16 protein-coding genes are annotated in these 15,459 nt (G+C 60.4%); 5 read left to right on the plus strand and 11 right to left on the minus strand.

Annotated elements, in window-relative coordinates; all coding sequences use genetic code 11:
- Positions 1–11: 11 nt before the first annotated feature.
- Complete coding sequence (locus VOY09_RS00870) at positions 12–803, plus strand: DeoR/GlpR family DNA-binding transcription regulator (RefSeq protein ID WP_322892773.1); 792 nt, start codon at positions 12–14, stop codon at positions 801–803.
- Here the strand turns inward: VOY09_RS00870 and VOY09_RS00875 are convergent.
- From VOY09_RS00875 to VOY09_RS00885, 3 genes are read right to left on the minus strand one after another with little or no spacing between them, the layout of a single operon-like run.
- Complete coding sequence (locus tag VOY09_RS00875; RefSeq protein WP_322892772.1) at positions 792–1,355, minus strand: pilus assembly protein; 564 nt, start codon at positions 1,353–1,355, stop codon at positions 792–794. The two genes, VOY09_RS00870 and VOY09_RS00875, sit on opposite strands and share 12 nt — an antisense overlap.
- Complete coding sequence (locus tag VOY09_RS00880; RefSeq protein ID WP_322892771.1) at positions 1,355–1,888, minus strand: TadE/TadG family type IV pilus assembly protein; 534 nt, start codon at positions 1,886–1,888, stop codon at positions 1,355–1,357. The genes VOY09_RS00875 and VOY09_RS00880 overlap by 1 nt, the downstream gene beginning before the upstream one ends.
- Positions 1,885–3,411: a Tad domain-containing protein gene (locus tag VOY09_RS00885; RefSeq protein ID WP_322892770.1), complete on the minus strand. Its 1,527-nt coding sequence runs from the start codon at positions 3,409–3,411 to the stop codon at positions 1,885–1,887. Before VOY09_RS00885 ends, VOY09_RS00880 begins: the two co-directional genes overlap by 4 nt.
- 247 nt (positions 3,412–3,658) lie before the next feature.
- On the opposite strand from VOY09_RS00885, the gene VOY09_RS00890 reads away from it, so the two are divergent.
- Both VOY09_RS00890 and VOY09_RS00895 read left to right on the plus strand, forming a co-directional pair.
- The gene (locus VOY09_RS00890) at positions 3,659–4,519 is read left to right on the plus strand and encodes a hypothetical protein (protein WP_322892769.1); all 861 of its coding nucleotides are present in this window, start codon (positions 3,659–3,661) and stop codon (positions 4,517–4,519) included.
- 109 nt (positions 4,520–4,628) lie between these two features.
- The gene (locus VOY09_RS00895; protein ID WP_322892768.1) at positions 4,629–5,636 is read left to right on the plus strand and encodes an LLM class flavin-dependent oxidoreductase; all 1,008 of its coding nucleotides are present in this window, start codon (positions 4,629–4,631) and stop codon (positions 5,634–5,636) included.
- A gap of 38 nt (positions 5,637–5,674) precedes the next feature.
- On the opposite strand, the gene VOY09_RS00900 is transcribed toward VOY09_RS00895, so the two are convergent.
- On the minus strand, positions 5,675–6,805 hold the full coding sequence (locus tag VOY09_RS00900; RefSeq protein WP_322892767.1) for a lytic murein transglycosylase: 1,131 nt from the start codon (positions 6,803–6,805) through the stop codon (positions 5,675–5,677).
- 196 nt (positions 6,806–7,001) lie between these two features.
- The gene (locus VOY09_RS00905) at positions 7,002–7,541 is read right to left on the minus strand and encodes a cytochrome b (RefSeq protein WP_322892766.1); all 540 of its coding nucleotides are present in this window, start codon (positions 7,539–7,541) and stop codon (positions 7,002–7,004) included.
- 108 nt (positions 7,542–7,649) lie between these two features.
- On the opposite strand from VOY09_RS00905, the gene VOY09_RS00910 reads away from it, so the two are divergent.
- Complete coding sequence (locus VOY09_RS00910) at positions 7,650–8,420, plus strand: CDP-alcohol phosphatidyltransferase family protein (protein ID WP_322892765.1); 771 nt, start codon at positions 7,650–7,652, stop codon at positions 8,418–8,420.
- 8 nt (positions 8,421–8,428) lie between these two features.
- Complete coding sequence (locus VOY09_RS00915; RefSeq protein WP_322892764.1) at positions 8,429–10,039, plus strand: sulfatase-like hydrolase/transferase; 1,611 nt, start codon at positions 8,429–8,431, stop codon at positions 10,037–10,039.
- Between the two features lie 55 nt (positions 10,040–10,094).
- Here VOY09_RS00915 and VOY09_RS00920 read toward each other — a convergent pair whose 3' ends face one another.
- The 6 genes from VOY09_RS00920 to VOY09_RS00945 form a co-directional block, all read right to left on the minus strand.
- Positions 10,095–10,577, minus strand: coding sequence for a nuclear transport factor 2 family protein (locus VOY09_RS00920; RefSeq protein WP_322892763.1), 483 nt, complete (start codon positions 10,575–10,577; stop codon positions 10,095–10,097).
- Between the two features lie 14 nt (positions 10,578–10,591).
- Entirely contained in the window at positions 10,592–11,059 is a 468-nt protein-coding gene (locus tag VOY09_RS00925; protein WP_322892762.1) for a GNAT family N-acetyltransferase, read from the minus strand.
- A 128-nt stretch (positions 11,060–11,187) separates the two neighbouring features.
- On the minus strand, positions 11,188–12,018 hold the full coding sequence (locus tag VOY09_RS00930; RefSeq protein ID WP_322892761.1) for a carbohydrate ABC transporter permease: 831 nt from the start codon (positions 12,016–12,018) through the stop codon (positions 11,188–11,190).
- On the minus strand, positions 12,015–12,890 hold the full coding sequence (locus VOY09_RS00935; RefSeq protein WP_322892760.1) for a sugar ABC transporter permease: 876 nt from the start codon (positions 12,888–12,890) through the stop codon (positions 12,015–12,017). The genes VOY09_RS00930 and VOY09_RS00935 overlap by 4 nt, the downstream gene beginning before the upstream one ends.
- Before the next feature lie 3 nt (positions 12,891–12,893).
- Entirely contained in the window at positions 12,894–14,183 is a 1,290-nt protein-coding gene (locus VOY09_RS00940; protein WP_322892759.1) for an extracellular solute-binding protein, read from the minus strand.
- 23 nt (positions 14,184–14,206) lie between these two features.
- Positions 14,207–15,313 (minus strand): sn-glycerol-3-phosphate ABC transporter ATP-binding protein UgpC, encoded by a 1,107-nt coding sequence (locus VOY09_RS00945; RefSeq protein WP_322892758.1) that lies wholly within the window; start codon positions 15,311–15,313, stop codon positions 14,207–14,209.
- Positions 15,314–15,459: the final 146 nt, after the last annotated feature.

Below are 15,459 nucleotides of genomic sequence, written 5' to 3' on the forward strand. Positions count from 1 at the left end.
GGGGAGGACTCATGTCACAGGAAGAACGCTTGCGCGATATTCAGATCATCGCGCGTCGCGACGGGCGGGTCATTGTCGAGGACCTTGCTGCGCATTTCTGTGTCACGATGCAGACGATCCGGCGGGATCTGTCCGAACTCGCCGATCAGGGCAAATTGCAGCGGGTGCATGGCGGCGCGATTCTGCCGTCGACCGTCGCCAATATCGGCTATCAGGACCGGCGCGATCTGAATGAAGCCGCGAAAGCGGCCATTGCCCAGGCCTGCGCGCGCGACATCCCCAATGGTTGTTCGCTGTTCCTGAACATCGGCACCACGACCGAGGCCGTGGCGCGCGCCCTGCTGGGCCACCGCGATATCATGGTGCTGACCAATAACCTTAATGTCGCGAATATCCTTGTCGATAATCCGCAATGCGAGATTATCGTCGTCGGCGGCCTTTTGCGCCGTGCTGATGCGGGGCTGGTGGGCACGGTCACAACACAAGCGATCGGGCAGTTCAAATTCGATCTGGCGGTGATCAGCTGTTCAGCGCTGGATGAAGACGGCGATATCCTCGACTATGACATTCAGGAGGTTGGCGTCAGTCAGGCTATTCTGCGGCAAGCGCGGCGCAGCTTTCTGGTCGCGGATCAATCCAAATTCCGCAGGCGGGCGCCCGCGCGGATCGGCTCTGTCGCGCAGATCGACGGGTTTTACACGGATGCACCGCTGCCGGGTGATCTGCAGGCGGCTTGCAACGGCTGGGGCACGGCGGTGACGATCAGTAGTGCCGCATCGTCGGGCACCGCCTTAGTTACGTGAAATGACCAGCATTTCATCGTCAAAGGCGACTTGCGGCGCGAAACGTGGGCGTGTCACGATGAATTGTGTAAAAGTCCTGTCACCAATCCCGACCCGGAATAATGGTTTGTAATTGACGGAGGTTTCGACCAGCACGACAGTTTCCCCCTGCATCAGGCTGGGTAACCGGGCGGCGAGGACGCCATTAGCCTCGGCATTCGTCAAGCCCCGGCGCATTGTGTCATCCGTCGACCAGATCACGACATAACGTTTGCTGTTGTCATTGAATCCGATGCTGGAGACGCGCATTGACGTCGTGCTGCGCGTGCGTGCGAGGATGTCATGCAAAGTCTTCATCCCGAAAATAAACTCCGGGGTGATCGCATCGGTCTGGCGCGAGATGTTATCGGCAACGATATAGGCCGCCTTCTGGCTGGCAGCATTGACCCGGTAGGCGTCAAAAAACACATAGACCGAACAAAATGCGAGCGCGAGAAGCGGGAGAGCGATAACCGCCTCAACCGTGATGACACCGTCTTCGTCATGCCAGAAGCGCGAAAGCAGATGTCGCATCAGCGCGGCTCGTTGACAAAAGCGGAGGTGGCGAACATCTGATAGCCGCCGCTGGCATCCAGCGGCAGGCGCAGCCCCAGCTGCGAGGTCGGGAAGATCGGATCGATGATCAGGCAGGCGCGCAGGATCATCAGGTCATGGCTGCCGCCGCCGGTGATCTGTGTGACAGGTGCGATCTCTTCGGTGCGGTCGATGCAGGCGGGCGGAGCGGTTGGAAAATCCCAGGTCGTCGTGCTGACACGCCGCAGTTCCAGCAGCAGGTTTTGTTCACAATCCTGGATGATGCTGGTCGAGGCGCAGATGCTGCGCCGCAGCTTGGCCAGGGTCGGATCCTGAATATTGCCAAGGCGCAAGGCGCGTATGCTGATGTCCACCGCCCGGTCCAGCATCGCCTGACGTGTCATCACCATGCCCAGTTCGACGCCCATGAAAAGGAACATGAAAAACACCGGCGCGATGATCACGAATTCAATTGTCGATGTTCCGGACTCATCACGGCAAAACTGACGAAGAAACCGGGTGAAACGTGTCATTGCGTCAACCGCAGCCGGTTGATTGACCCGGCAATCGCGCGGAAGGTCGCAGAGATATCGGTGCCGTCGACGTCATAGAAATGACTGGCCGAGGTGGCGCAATCCTGCATCGCGGCTGCACCACCCGGTGGCGCGTCGAATGCAATGGTAAAGATCGGTATATCACGCGCCCTGACGGCTTCGCAGATCGTGGCGAGACGTTGGTCTTTTTCAGCCCGCTCAGTGAACTTGATCCACCAGTTATTGTATTGATTATTCGCGATGTCATATTCTGAATACCATTGGTTGCGCAGTGGAATACCGTAAAGGTTCAGCGCCACCCAATAGACCGAATGGCGTGCCCAAACCTGATCCCAAGTCAGCCTGCGGGCCGAGTCCAGGTTTTGCGCATCGATCGCGCCCCATGGATGATCTTGCCAACTCCTGATAAATGGCACGTAATATTTTCTGTTACCCGGACGCGACGGCAGATAAATCGAGACGTTGTTGTCGATTGTATCGACGTAAACGGGTGACTCTCCGGTCTTGTGCGTTGGGACCATCCGCGCCTCTCGGTCGTTTACACCGTCGGTCATCACCACAAGGACTTTCAACGCGCTTGGATCATCGTAATCCAGCGGACGACCCTCGAAACTGTCGGATACGGCACCGGCGTCGATCATGCCGGAAATGGCGGGCCGCATCGACGGGTCGAGCAATGCGGCGCCCCATTTTACGCCGATGTCAATTGCTGTGCTGCCATAGCCGGTCAGGTTTGTAATCTGGCGGCGCAGTTCGACGGGGTCGCTGGAAAAGGCAGAAATCTGGCTGTAGGCACCTGCATGGACCGGGCAACCGAACATCTGTGCCGTTTCGTCGGACAGGCTTGGGTCGAAATGTCCGGTGCCAACCAGTGACGTCGTGGGGGACAATTCTGTCGTCCTGAATTGATCTTCCGTGAAATCAACGCAATGGGATTGCGTCAGGCGTGGTGAAATATTCATCTGGCGCGCCAGCACCGGCCCCGGATTGACCTGCCCAGCATAGGGGATGATCGAGACCGACACCCGGCCCGGTGCGGCATTGTCAAACAATGTGTCGATGAATTCCACACCCGCACGGCGCAGGGCCTCAATCCGGCCATTCTCGTCCATCGACCCCGAGATATCGAGCACCAGCGACACTTCGACCTTGTTATACCGTTCTTCTGCGGCACTGGCCAATTGGATCGAGAGTTCGTCCACGCCCAGAAGCTTCATTAAAATTGTCGGAAAGGTTGCTGCTGTCTGCACATGGACGCGGCGATAGTTCAGGCCACGATCAACCTTCACCGCGACCAGATTATTTTCCAGCCCCTCGCGGCGGAAATAGTCGCGGACGACAGTTGCAGGATCACCGGACTGACGCATGCTGCCCGCAGCCAGAACCGCCCGGTCGGCCGTATTCTGCAAGGCGACCCGCTTATATTCATAACGCATGATATCAACGGCCATGCCGCCGACTGTCAGGATGATCACAAAGATAAACAGACCGAAAATCGTCATCGATCCGGCGTCATCGCAGGCGAACGCGCGCCACGTTTTGTGGCCTGTCTTGTCGCACGGACGCTGCACGGCCGGACTCTCCTGCGTAAACTCGATACTCGACAACCAAATAGAAAAACGAACACAACCGGAGTAATACGCACGACGTGCAATAATCATGTCATAGCGGCAGAAATGTGGCAAGTGCCGCAGATATTCCCTTTGCTGCTATGGGGGCCAAGCTGATAAAAGCGTCATCGGTGAAGTGTTGTTTGCACCTGTGTTTATCGAGGACGTTGGTATCGTGTCGGATCAGCCTGTTGTGGCCACCTTGTGGATCGGTGACCGTTTGTCGTGGTTTGAACAACTTAGCCTGAAATCCTTTGTGGATGCGGGGCACCGGACGCTTTTGTATAGCTATAACGCCCTGCCGAATGTCCCTGCGGGTGTCACGCTTTGCGATGCGCGCGAGGTGTTCGCCAGTGACGACATCATCCACCATACCCGCACCGGCAGCCCCGCGATCCATGCGGATCTGTGGCGTCTGCATCTGATGCAGCAGACGGATTACATCTGGGTCGATACCGATGTGCTTTGCGTCAGGCCGTTTGATTTTGCCAGCCCCTTTGTCTTTGGGCTGGAAACACCGGATCAGGTCTGTAATGCCGTGCTGCGCCTGCCGGCACTGTCTGCGACCTTGCGCCATTTCATGGATTTTGTCGCCGATCCTTATGCGATTGGCCCCTGGCTCAAACGGGCCCGGCAGGACGAGCTGAACGCCGCCAAGGCCGCAGGCACGCCGGTGCATTTCGCCGACCGGGGCTGGGGGCTGACCGGGCCCGCTGCCCTGTCCCATTTCCTGACCGTGACCGGCGAATGGGCCCATGCATTGCCGCAGCAGGCCTTTTACCCGGTGCCCTTTGCCGAACGCAACAAGTTGATCCGCCGGTCCATCAATGTCGAACAGGTGTTTTTGACCGAAAATAGCTATGCCGTCCATCTTTGGGCGCGGCGGATGAAACGGCGGCTGGTTCTGACTGAAAACAACTGCCCGCCCAAAGGCAGCTATCTGGACCGGGCCGTCCGCAAACATGGCATCATCCCTGAAGATGCGCCGATCCCGGATTGACAGATCCTGCTCCGCCGACGTCAGCCGGGCGGCGCATGGCAAAAGAACCGAAGCAAAGTCTTGGCGCAGGCCCACCCAATGCTTAGCTTAGCGGGGAACGGAGATTACTATGCAGCATTTTTCACTTCTCGATCTTTCGCCCGTGCCCGATGGCAAAACCACCGCCGATGCTTTGGCCGGCACCGTCGATCTGGCCCGCGCGGCAGAGGCGGCGGGCTATCACCGCTATTGGCTGGCCGAGCATCACAATATGGCGGGTATCGCCAGTGCGGCGACTGCCGTCGTGATCGGCCATGTCGCAGCGGCGACCAAGACGATCCGGCTGGGGGCAGGGGGCATCATGCTGCCGAACCACGCGCCTTTGGTGATTGCGGAACAATTCGGCACTTTGGCGACACTCTTCCCCGACCGGATCGATCTGGGTCTGGGCCGCGCGCCGGGCAGCGATATGATCACCGCCCGCGCCCTGCGCCGCCATATGGCGCCAGAGGATAGTTTTCCGCAGGATGTGCAGGAATTGATCGGCTACTTCGGTGATAATCCTGACACCGCCCCGGTGCGTGCGACCCCCGGCAACGGCACCCATGTGCCGGTCTGGATTCTGGGGTCGAGCCTTTATGGCGCGCAACTGGCCGCCTATCTGGGCCTGCCCTATGCCTTTGCGTCGCATTTCGCACCGACGATGCTCGAACAGGCGCTGGATGTCTATCGCCGCACCTTCCGGCCATCGGAACATCTTGACCAGCCGCATGTGATGATCGCCGCCGGTGTCTGTGCGGCGGAGACGGATGAAGAGGCGGCGTATTTGCGCTCTTCTCAGATCCTTGCCTTTGCCCGGATGATGAGCGGCAAGCCCGGCAAACTGCCGTATCCAGTCCGCGATGTCACGGCAGAGGTGCCGGGTCATGTCATGGCCCAGGTGCAGCAGGCGCTGTCGATCTCTGCCACCGGATCGCCCGCGACGGTCAAGGCCAAGCTGCGGGATCTGATCGCCACCTATCAGCCCGATGAGCTGATGGTGACGGGCATGATCCATGATGCCGGGGCAAGGATCAGATCGTTCCAGATCGCCGCTGATGTGTTGCAGGATCTGCGCCAACCGGCGCTCGCTGCGTGAATAGGCGCCGCAACGGAGATATCCGTTGTGGCACTGTTTTATCGCAGCATCTGCAACAGGGCCTGTGACGGCTGACCCGTCACGGGCAAGCCCTGACGGCGCTGGAACCCTTCGATCGCACTGGTCGTATTCGCGCCGATCACGCCATCGGCGCCTTGCGTGTCAAAGCCACGCCGGGTCAGCCCGTTTTGCAGGGCGATCCGGTCATCCTTGGTCAGCCCGAACCGGTCTGGCGGAAACGGCATCTGCAATGGCCCGCCACCGGCAATCCTATCAGCCAGATGACCGACGCCAATCGCGTAAGCATCGGAATTGTTATAACGTTTGATCGCGCGGAAATTCCCCGTGGTGGTAAAGCGCGGGCCACCGGCCTGCGGTTCCAGCGTGCCATTCCGATCCTCGCGGCCCCAGCTTGTGCCAGTCTGCCAGCCGCTGCGGGCCAGATAATTGGCGGCACTGGCCAGAGCGTCGGAGGGATCATCGGCCCAGATATCACGCCGCCCGTCGCCGGTGAAATCCACTGCGAATTGCGCGAAAGTTGTCGGGATGAACTGGGTATGGCCCATCGCGCCCGCCCATGACCCGGTCATCCGCGCCGGTGTGATATCGCCCGCTTGCTGGATGCGCAGCGCTGCCAAGGTCTGCGCCTCGAAAAAATCACCGCGGCGTCCGTCAAAGGCGAGGGTCGAGGTGGCGGCGATCACCGGGATATCGCCCTGACGTTCGCCATAAAAGCTTTCCAGACCCCAGATCGCAGTGACGATATAGCGGCTGACGCCATAGCGCGCCTCGATTGCACTCAGCACCTGCGCGTGACGGGCATAGGCGGCGCGGCCTTTGCTGATCCGTTCATCAGATGTGGCGATGGCCAGATAATCCTCCAACGTGCGGCGGAACTCGGTCTGGTTGCGGTCGCGGGTCACGACACCGGGCAGGAAACCGGCATTTCGAAAGGCCGCATCGAATGTGGCGGGCGTGATGCCCTGCGCCGTGGCGCGGCCGCGAAAGCCCGCGACCCAAGCGTCATAGCCGGCGTTGCGCTGCGGCAGAAGGTCCGGCGGTGTCGCTGTCGGGCGCGGTGTATTGGCGACGGCGCGCGGATTGGTGGCGCAACCGGCCAGCCATGCGGCACCCAGCCCTGCGATGATAAAACGACGGTTGATGCTCATGTCCTGCCCTTTATGATTTTTCGCGACTGTAGCATCATGGCGGGCTGGCACAATGCCGCCTGCGCGGCCCGGCAAGGCTTTGCTGGTTGGGATGAGATCTGACCTTGTCAGGGGCGCTGCCCCTCGCCCCGGACGATGTCCGGGTCTCACCCCGAAGTATTTTTGGAAAAAAGAAGATGCGGCGCGAGGCGCGTGCCTAGGCGTGCCAGAATGGCCAGATGCGCCTGAAGATACCGTCGCGCAGAATCAGCGCATGATGCAAGGCTGCCGCGATATGCAAGAGCAGCACCGCGATCAGTACGAAACGGCCATAGAAATGCAGAGATTTGGCGATTTCGGCCACGGCCTCATTGCGCGGCAACAGCGGGTGCAGGCCGATGGCGCCCAGCCCCTCAATCGGGAAGCCGCCCATGGTCACGCGGATATAGCCGGTGATCGCCATGAAGAAGACCATGATATAGAGCAGGATATGCGTCGTCCCCGCCGCCTGCCTTTGCCAGAGGGGCAGGCTTGTGGGCAGAGGGGTCGGTGGGTTCAGCGCGCGATAGGCAAGCCGGATGATCATCAACAGCAGAATCACCACGCCGGTGTTTTTATGCAGGACGAACAACAGGTTCTGGGTGGCGCGATCCATCCCTTCGGTCAACATGAGACTGCCGACCGGCAGCATCGCGATCACGATCACGGCCAGGAGCCAATGCAGGATCCTGGCGGGGCGGCGGTAACCATGTTGCATCGTGTCCTCCTGCGCTGTCGCCTGTGCAGAAAAGGCTGCTCAAGCAGTTGTGTCAACTGTGCAGATGTTCGCCGTTGACTTGGCGGCTGCAACACTATGTGTGGTCACATGGCTGTTACATATCCTCCCGGCGCGGCGGTCAAACCCCAGCGCAGATTGCCCGACCCGCAGCTTGCGGGGCTGTTGGCGCGTTTCGCGCTTTTGGTTGGCGTGGATTTTGCGCTGCTGGCGGTGCTGGTGATTGCTGTATTTGGCACAGGCGGCGCGGCGCTGGCTTTTACGCTTTATTTTGCGGTCAATGCGGTGCTGCTGTTCGGATTGATCCGGGACTACCCGCATGCGCGGTTGGGTCTGTGCAATATCGTGACGCATTTCCGCGCGACGCTGACCGCCGGTCTGGCGGCAATCGTCGCCAGCACTGTGTCGCAGGCCTCTGACCCTGCGCTGGCTTGGTCTGTCGTGGCGATTGCCACGATTGCGCTAGCCTGTGACGGGGTCGATGGCTGGGCCGCGCGCCGGTCAGGCCTGTCGAGCCGGTTTGGCGCAAGGTTCGATATGGAGGTCGATTCGATGCTCGCCCTGATCCTTGCCGTGATCGTCTGGCAGAGCGGCAAGGTCGGCGAATGGGTGCTGCTTTTGGGGGTGATGCGCTATCTTTTCGTTGTTGCGATGTGGGTGTTCCCCTGGATCAACCGGCCCACACCGCCGCGGTTCAGTGGCAAGCTGGTCTGCGTGATCCAGATCGCCGCTTTGATCGCGCTGATCGCGCCTTGGGTCATCGGCGCGGGCGCTGTGCTGATCGCGGCTGCGGCCTTGGCGGCGGTGATCTGGTCGTTTGGCGTGGATCTGCGCTACCTCTGGAAGACCCGAAGCGCATGAGCATGGATATGCGCCGCTTGGCTGGGCTTGTCGTGGGTGGTCTGCTGCTGCATCTGGTGCTGATCCTGCCCAATCGCCCCGCGGCGATGGGCTGGGCCGCTATGTGGCAAATGCCTCTGGAACTGCCGCTGATCCTGTTTGCGCTGGCGGCCGTTACAGGGCGCGCGTTTGTGTTGCGCATTGTGCTGGTGGCGCTGCTGACGCTGATCTGTCTGCTGAAACTGGCCGATTTTGGCAATTACATCGCCTATAACCGGATGTTCAATCCGGCGACCGATCTGGGGCTGATCCGTGCCGCCTTTGATCTGGGGATCGGCAGTCTGGGGCCTTTGTTGGGCCTTATTGCGGCCCTTGCTGCCGTGTTGGTGCCGGTGCTGATCGCGGCTTTGCTGTGGTGGGCGACGGGACGCTGGGCGCGGGTGTCCTTGCCGGTGCTGTGGCGCAGTGCGGCGGCGCTGATCTCGCTTGCGGCTTTGGCGCTGGTGGCGGGGCAAATCGGTGCGGCCAAAAGGTTCTGGACAATGCCTGTCACCACGCCCGGCACAGCGCTGACCACAAGGCTGGCCTATGACCGGGTGGAGCTCTTCCGCATCACCCGCGCCGAGTTGGTCAGCTTTGTCGCGGCTGCCCAGAGCGATCCTTTCGCCGCCGCCAGCCCGTTGCTGGACCGGCTGGGGGACAAAGATGTGGTTTTCATCTTCATCGAAAGCTACGGCAGGGCGAGTTTTGACAACCCGCTTTATGCCCCCACCCATGGCGCGACTTTGCAGGTGGCAGAGGCCGAACTGGGGGCCATCGAAGGTGTCACGATGCGATCGGGCTGGATGACCGCGCCGATCATCGGCGGGCAAAGCTGGCTCGCGCATACTTCCGTCGCCTCTGGTCTGTGGATCAGCGACCAGATCCGGTATCGCGCGCTGCTCGCCAGCCCGCGCAAGACCTTGTTCGATCTGGCGCGCGCAGCGGGCTATCACACCACGACCGTTGTGCCAGCGATCACCCGCGACTGGCCCGAAGGGTCGCGGATCGGGTTTGAGACGATCCTTGCCAGTGACGATCTTGGCTATGCAGGTCTGCCCTTCAACTGGGTCACGATGCCGGATCAGTTCACGCTCGCAGCCTATGACCGGCTGCTGGCCAAAGCGCCGCGCGACGGGCGGCCATTGTTTTCCGAGATTTCGCTGATTTCCTCCCATGCGCCATGGGTGCCGGTGCCGCAGATGATCGGTTGGGAGGATGTCGGCGATGGTACAGTGTTCAACGAGATGGCGCAATCGGACGATCCGCCCAATGTGGTCTGGCAGGACCATGAAAGGGTGCGTGATCAGTACCGACAGGCGATTGATTATGCTTTGCAGGCGAGCCTGTCCTATGTCGGACAGCAGGGCGAGGATATGCCGCTGTTCATCATCCTTGGCGATCATCAGGCGGCGGCTTTCGTGTCGGGCAGTGATAGTTTCGACGTGCCGGTCCATGTGATCGGCCCCAGCGATCTGGTCTCGATGACCGGCCAATGGGGCTGGACACCGGGGCTGGTGCCGGATGACAGCTTGCCCGCCTGGTCGATGGACCTGTTCCGCGACAGGTTTCTGCGGGCGTTTTCGACGGGGGTGCCGTAGGGGGGCTGTTGGGGGCGGCTTCGCCGGTGACCGCTTTAGCAGTCAAGAGTCACATTCAGACGTCCTGACTGTGCCACCATTCTTCAAGGCTATCGCAAAGCAAGGACTCAGGGCCTTCACTAAACTTTAGACGAAAGGTGCCATCGAGTTTAACGCGGGTTCCGTTTCTTTTTCGCGTAAAGCGTGCCTGCCAGCCTGCTGCTGCCTCATTGCCATCCACGGCCCAAACCTGCGAAGAAAACTGAACGTCTTCTTGAGCATCTGCGGCGCCTTCTTGCCAATATTGCTGAATCGCTTGATGGCCAATCATCGCGTCATCGAAGGGCGCTTCCCGATACGCCGCTCCCGTTGAAAAGAGGGCGATAATTTGGGCTGGATCGCCCTCGATCCAAGCCTTGCCATATTGGTCTAACCACGTTTGCACCTCTTGCTTTTTCATGCGCTCGGCCTTCGCTGTTTTCCGTTTTTCAACTTTGCAATCCAAACCTAGGTTGACGTCAACAACCAAAGCGGCCGTCAGCCGCGTGATGCAGCCCAATCACCCAACCACGTTCATTGCGCAAGACGTTCCTCCAGGTCCAGCCGCATCGTGGCCATGCCGTTGCGGCGGGACAGCTCTTTATATCCGGCCGAAAGATAGGCGTTGAAGGCCGGTGCATTGTCGATCTCCACCTTCAAACTCACCACCAACGCGCCCAAGGCCCGCGCGGCATGTTCCACATGTTCGGTCAGTTCCGCAGCCGCACCGCCGCGCGCCTCTTCGGTGACATAGACATAGGTGAGGTGCCGCACCTCTGGCCCCACGCCCACCCGCAGGGCGAAGAATCCCACGTCCTGTCCCGCTGCATCCTGAAGGTAAAAGGACACGTCGTCGGGATCGCCGAGCCACTTTTGGTGCCATTCCATCGCATCAAAGGGGACTTTTGCACTGGGGTTGAGCAAGGGAATCTCTGCGTCCGGCAGCATCGCTGCCAAGGGGGTCAGATCGCGGTGGTGATTGCGGCGCAGGGTGAAAGCCATATCTCTTTCCTTCGGCTGGGTCCGGCGGCAATGGGCCGGATGCAGTGACGGGCGCGGGTCTCGCACAGATGCACTGCCCGGGTCAACCTTGGGGCGCCCGCGCCTTTGTTATGGCGTGAAAGCAGCTCTTACCCCTTGACCGCGCCTGCCATGATCGCGCGCAGGATCAGCCTTTGCAGCGCAAGAAAAGCGGCAAGGGCCGGGACAACCGCCACCAGACAGGCGGCGGCCAGCAATTGCGTGGTCGAGGCAGAACTCGACCCTGCGAAGTTGTAGATCGCCACGGCGATGGGCAATTGCCCGTCACGGGTCAGCAGGATGAAGGGCACCAGAAACTGCGACCAGCCCATGATCATATTGAGGATGAAGGCCGAGGCCAGTGCGGGGGAGGCCAAGGGCAGGGTGATCCGCCACAGGATTTCAAACTGGCTGCAACCGTCGATGGCGGCGGCTTCTTCCAGCGCCTGCGGGATCGTGTCAAACCCGACCTTGATCAGCCAGACTGACAAAGGCACGCCGATGGCCATATAGACCGCGATCACCGACAAATGGCTTTCCAGCAGACCCAGCCGGTCAAGATAGCGGTAAAGCGGGATGATCACGACAAGGGGCGAAATCATCTGCACCATCAGGATGCCGATCATCACCGGGCCTTTGCCGCGGAAGGTAAAGCGTGATGCGGCATAGGCCGCAGGGGTCGCTACGATCACCGCCCCCAAGGCACCCAAGGCGCAGAGTTTCACCGCATTCCACAGATAGGTGCCAAAGGCGCTGTCGCTCAGGATCTGGCGGAAATTATCCAGCGTCGGGGCTTCGGGGATGAAACGCGCGGCACCCAAGTAAACCTCTGCCGGGGTGCGCAGGGACAGCGACACCAGCCAGAGCAGCGGCATGAGGAAAAGGGCCGCCAACACAATACCCGCCAGATAGGTCAGCATATCGGCGATGCGCGGCGTCATCGCGCGGTCTTTCGCAGTAGCACGGCCAAATAGACCAACGTCAGCGCCATGCTGATTGTCAGCAACAGCACCGCCAAGGCAGAGCCGCCGCCCAGATCATAGCTGTAAAACACCCGGTTGAAGATATTCAGCGACAGCACTTCCGTCGCGCGACCCGGCCCGCCGCCGGTCAGGGCAAGGATCGTGTCGAATGTGTTCAGCGTCTGGATCGTCACGAGGATCGTGTTCACCAGCAACGCGCCACGCATCTGGGGCAGGGTGATGAAGAAAAATTGTGCCACGGGGCGCGCGCCATCGACGGAAGCAGCCTCATACAGCACCGGGTCCACGGCGCGGCGGGCGGCATAGAAGACGATCATCGAAAAGGCCGACCCTTGCCAGACATTGGCGATCACGGCGGAAATCATCGCATTGCCGGGGTCCGACAGCCACGCCACCGGCGACAGCCCGATCAAGCGCAGGGTCGAATTGATCGCGCCAAAGGGGGCCTCCGAAAACAGCATCTGCCAGATCAGGCCATTGGCAATGCCGGGGATGACCCAAGCGGCCAGCACAATCGTGCGCAGCGCGCTCATCCCGTAAAGCCCGCGCCGGTCGCCGCGCACCAAAAGCAGGGCAATCGCGAGGCCCATCGCTTGCAGGCTGACGACTGACAGCAGGGTAAACAGACCCGTATTGCGCAGGATCACGCCGAGGCTGTCATCGCTGAAAGCCGCTTGATAGCCGCCCAGCCCGTACCCCGTCACCGGACGCAGCAAGGTCGCATCGCTGAAACTGAACCGGATCACATCGGCGACCGGGATCAGATAGACCCCGCCCAGCACCAGAAGAACAGGCGCGAACCAGAGCCAGACACGCCTGTCCTTGATCATCTTTTACAGCCGGTCGTAGGCAGCATTGACCGCATCAGAGGCTGCATCCAAAGCCGCTTCCGGGGTGGCCGCGCCGGACAAGACATCGCCCAGCAGCACCTGCAATTGATTGCTGATCTCGGGATAGATCGCGACGCCGGGGCGGGCGACACCGTTCACCAAAGCTGCGGCAAAGGCATCATATTCCGGCCCGTCAAACGCATCGTAAGCGTCATAAAGGCTGGCCGAGGTCGGCAACAGGCCTTGGAACGCATTGCCTTCGGTGGCGTAGATTTCATAGGCCATCCGGGCGCAGATCTCGACTGCAGTCGCATCATCGCTGAACGCACCGATGGTCCAGCCACCCGTGCCGGTTGCGCGCTGATCCGCACTCGGGCCGGGCAGTTCAGAGATTTCCCAATTGGCAAATTGATCTTTAGCCAAGGTGCTGCGCAATTGGCCATATTGCCAGTTCCCGCCGATGAACAACCCCGCAGTGCCAGCGGCAGCGGCGGCATTGAATTCATCGTAATTGATTATCGTTGTCACCCGCGACGGGGCGGCCCCTTCATCGACCAGCGTTTTATAGTAATTGATCGCGGCCAGCATTTTGTCGCGGTTGTCGCCTTCGTTGAACACCGGGCGGCCATCGGCATCGACCAATTCACCGCCCTGCGCCCAGAAATTCGGCAGCCAATCGAAAGCTGTGCCTTCCCAGCGTCCGCCGTTGAACAACACGCCTTCGCGGCCTGCCTCGACCGTGGTCAGGGCGGCGGCTTGCAGATCTTCCCATGTGGCAGGGGCATCGGGGACCAAAGAGGCGTCACGATAAAGCACCTGCAAACTGGTGAACCACCACCAGGCCAGCACATTGCCTTCGGCATCCATCACGCCGTCACGCACGAAAGGGAACAGATCGTCGATCTGATCTTGGCTGAAATGATCATTCATCGGCGACAGCACACCTGCCGATTTGAACAGACCAAGCTGGGAGCTGTCGATCATCGCGCAATCAGGCCCACGGCCAGCACGCACCTGTTCCAGCATCCGCGCCTGTTCCTGCCCGATGTTGTCGGTCTGCAATTGCGTCTCGATCCGCCATTCGGGGTATTCGGCCATCAATGCGAGGAACCGTTCTTCGAAGAATTCCCGCGTCGCGTCGTCCGATGAATAAAGATCAAAGGCCGTCAGCCGGAAGGTCATGACATTGGGCGCATCCGCAGGGCCGACACGGTCGCGGGTGATCAGGTCTTGCGCTGCTGTGCCACTGGCGGTCAGGGCAAGGGCTGTGGTCAAAGGATAGGCAAAACGCATGGGAAATCTCCTGTTGGTCAAATTCAAATCACACGACGCCCGGTGATGGGGTCGAATAAATGCGCGCGGGTCATGTCTGGCTGCAGATGCGCCGTGGCACCGGGGCGCAGGGCGGGGTCTGGCGTCATGCGGACCCAGACCGGCCCCAAAGCCTCGGTCTGCCAAAGTGCGAGCGTTTCTGCGCCCAAAGGTTCCAGCATATCCAGCCGCGCAGGCAATCCGCTGTCACCCAAAACCAACGCCTCTGGCCGCAGGCCGAGCGTCACCGGGCCGCGATGGGCGGCATCACATTGCAGCGTCAGGCTGCTGTCCAGCGTCAGCCCCTGATCATCCAGCATGCCATCGGCAAAAGTCATCGCCGGTGCGCCGATAAACCCGGCCACGAAACGCGACACGGGTGCATCGTAAATCTCCATCGGCGTGCCGATCTGTTCGATCTTGCCTGCGTTCATCACGACGACACGGTCGGCCATGGTCATCGCCTCGGTCTGGTCATGGGTGACATAGATCGTGGTCGTCGGCACACGCGCATGCAGGCGCTTGATCTCGGTGCGCATGGTCAGGCGCAGGCGGGCGTCGAGGTTGGACAGGGGTTCGTCGAATAAAAACAAGCGCGGATTGCGCACGATGGCGCGGCCCATGGCCACGCGTTGTTTCTGGCCACCGGACAGATCACCCGGCAGGCGGTGCATCAGTTCTGTCAGCTCAAGGATCTCGGCCGCCTCGGCCACAGCCCTTTTCGCCTCTGACCGCGAGGCACCGCGCCGGCGCAGGCCAAAGCCGATGTTCTGTGCCACATTCATATGCGGATAAAGCGCGTAATTCTGAAACACCATCGCCACATCGCGGGCGGCGGCGCCCAGATGATTGACCTGATCGCCTGCGATTTCGATGGCGCCATCTGTCGCCTCTTCCAGCCCAGCGATCAGGCGCAAGGTCGTGGATTTGCCACAGCCGGAGGGACCGACCAGCACAACGAATTCATTGGCAGCGACGTCAAGATTGATCCCGTCCACCGCCGCAGGGCCAGACCCATAGCGCTTCACCAGATCGCGCAGACGCAAAGTCGCGCCAAGCGGTACAGCTTGACCGTTTGGAACAGGGTCGGGGATCGCAGTTGTCATATTCATCAACCGAACATAGAAGGAACCGCGCCAAGGTCCAGAAATTCCTGTTAAAATGGGTGGGGCGCTTGCAATCGAGGCAAAGCGGTAGATATCTCATCCAATGGTGAACGCAAATTCTGACTCAAAGTTCCCAACCCGCAAGATAACCA

Source organism: Yoonia sp. 67-2 (genome assembly GCF_035117555.1).
GTDB lineage: Bacteria > Pseudomonadota > Alphaproteobacteria > Rhodobacterales > Rhodobacteraceae > Yoonia.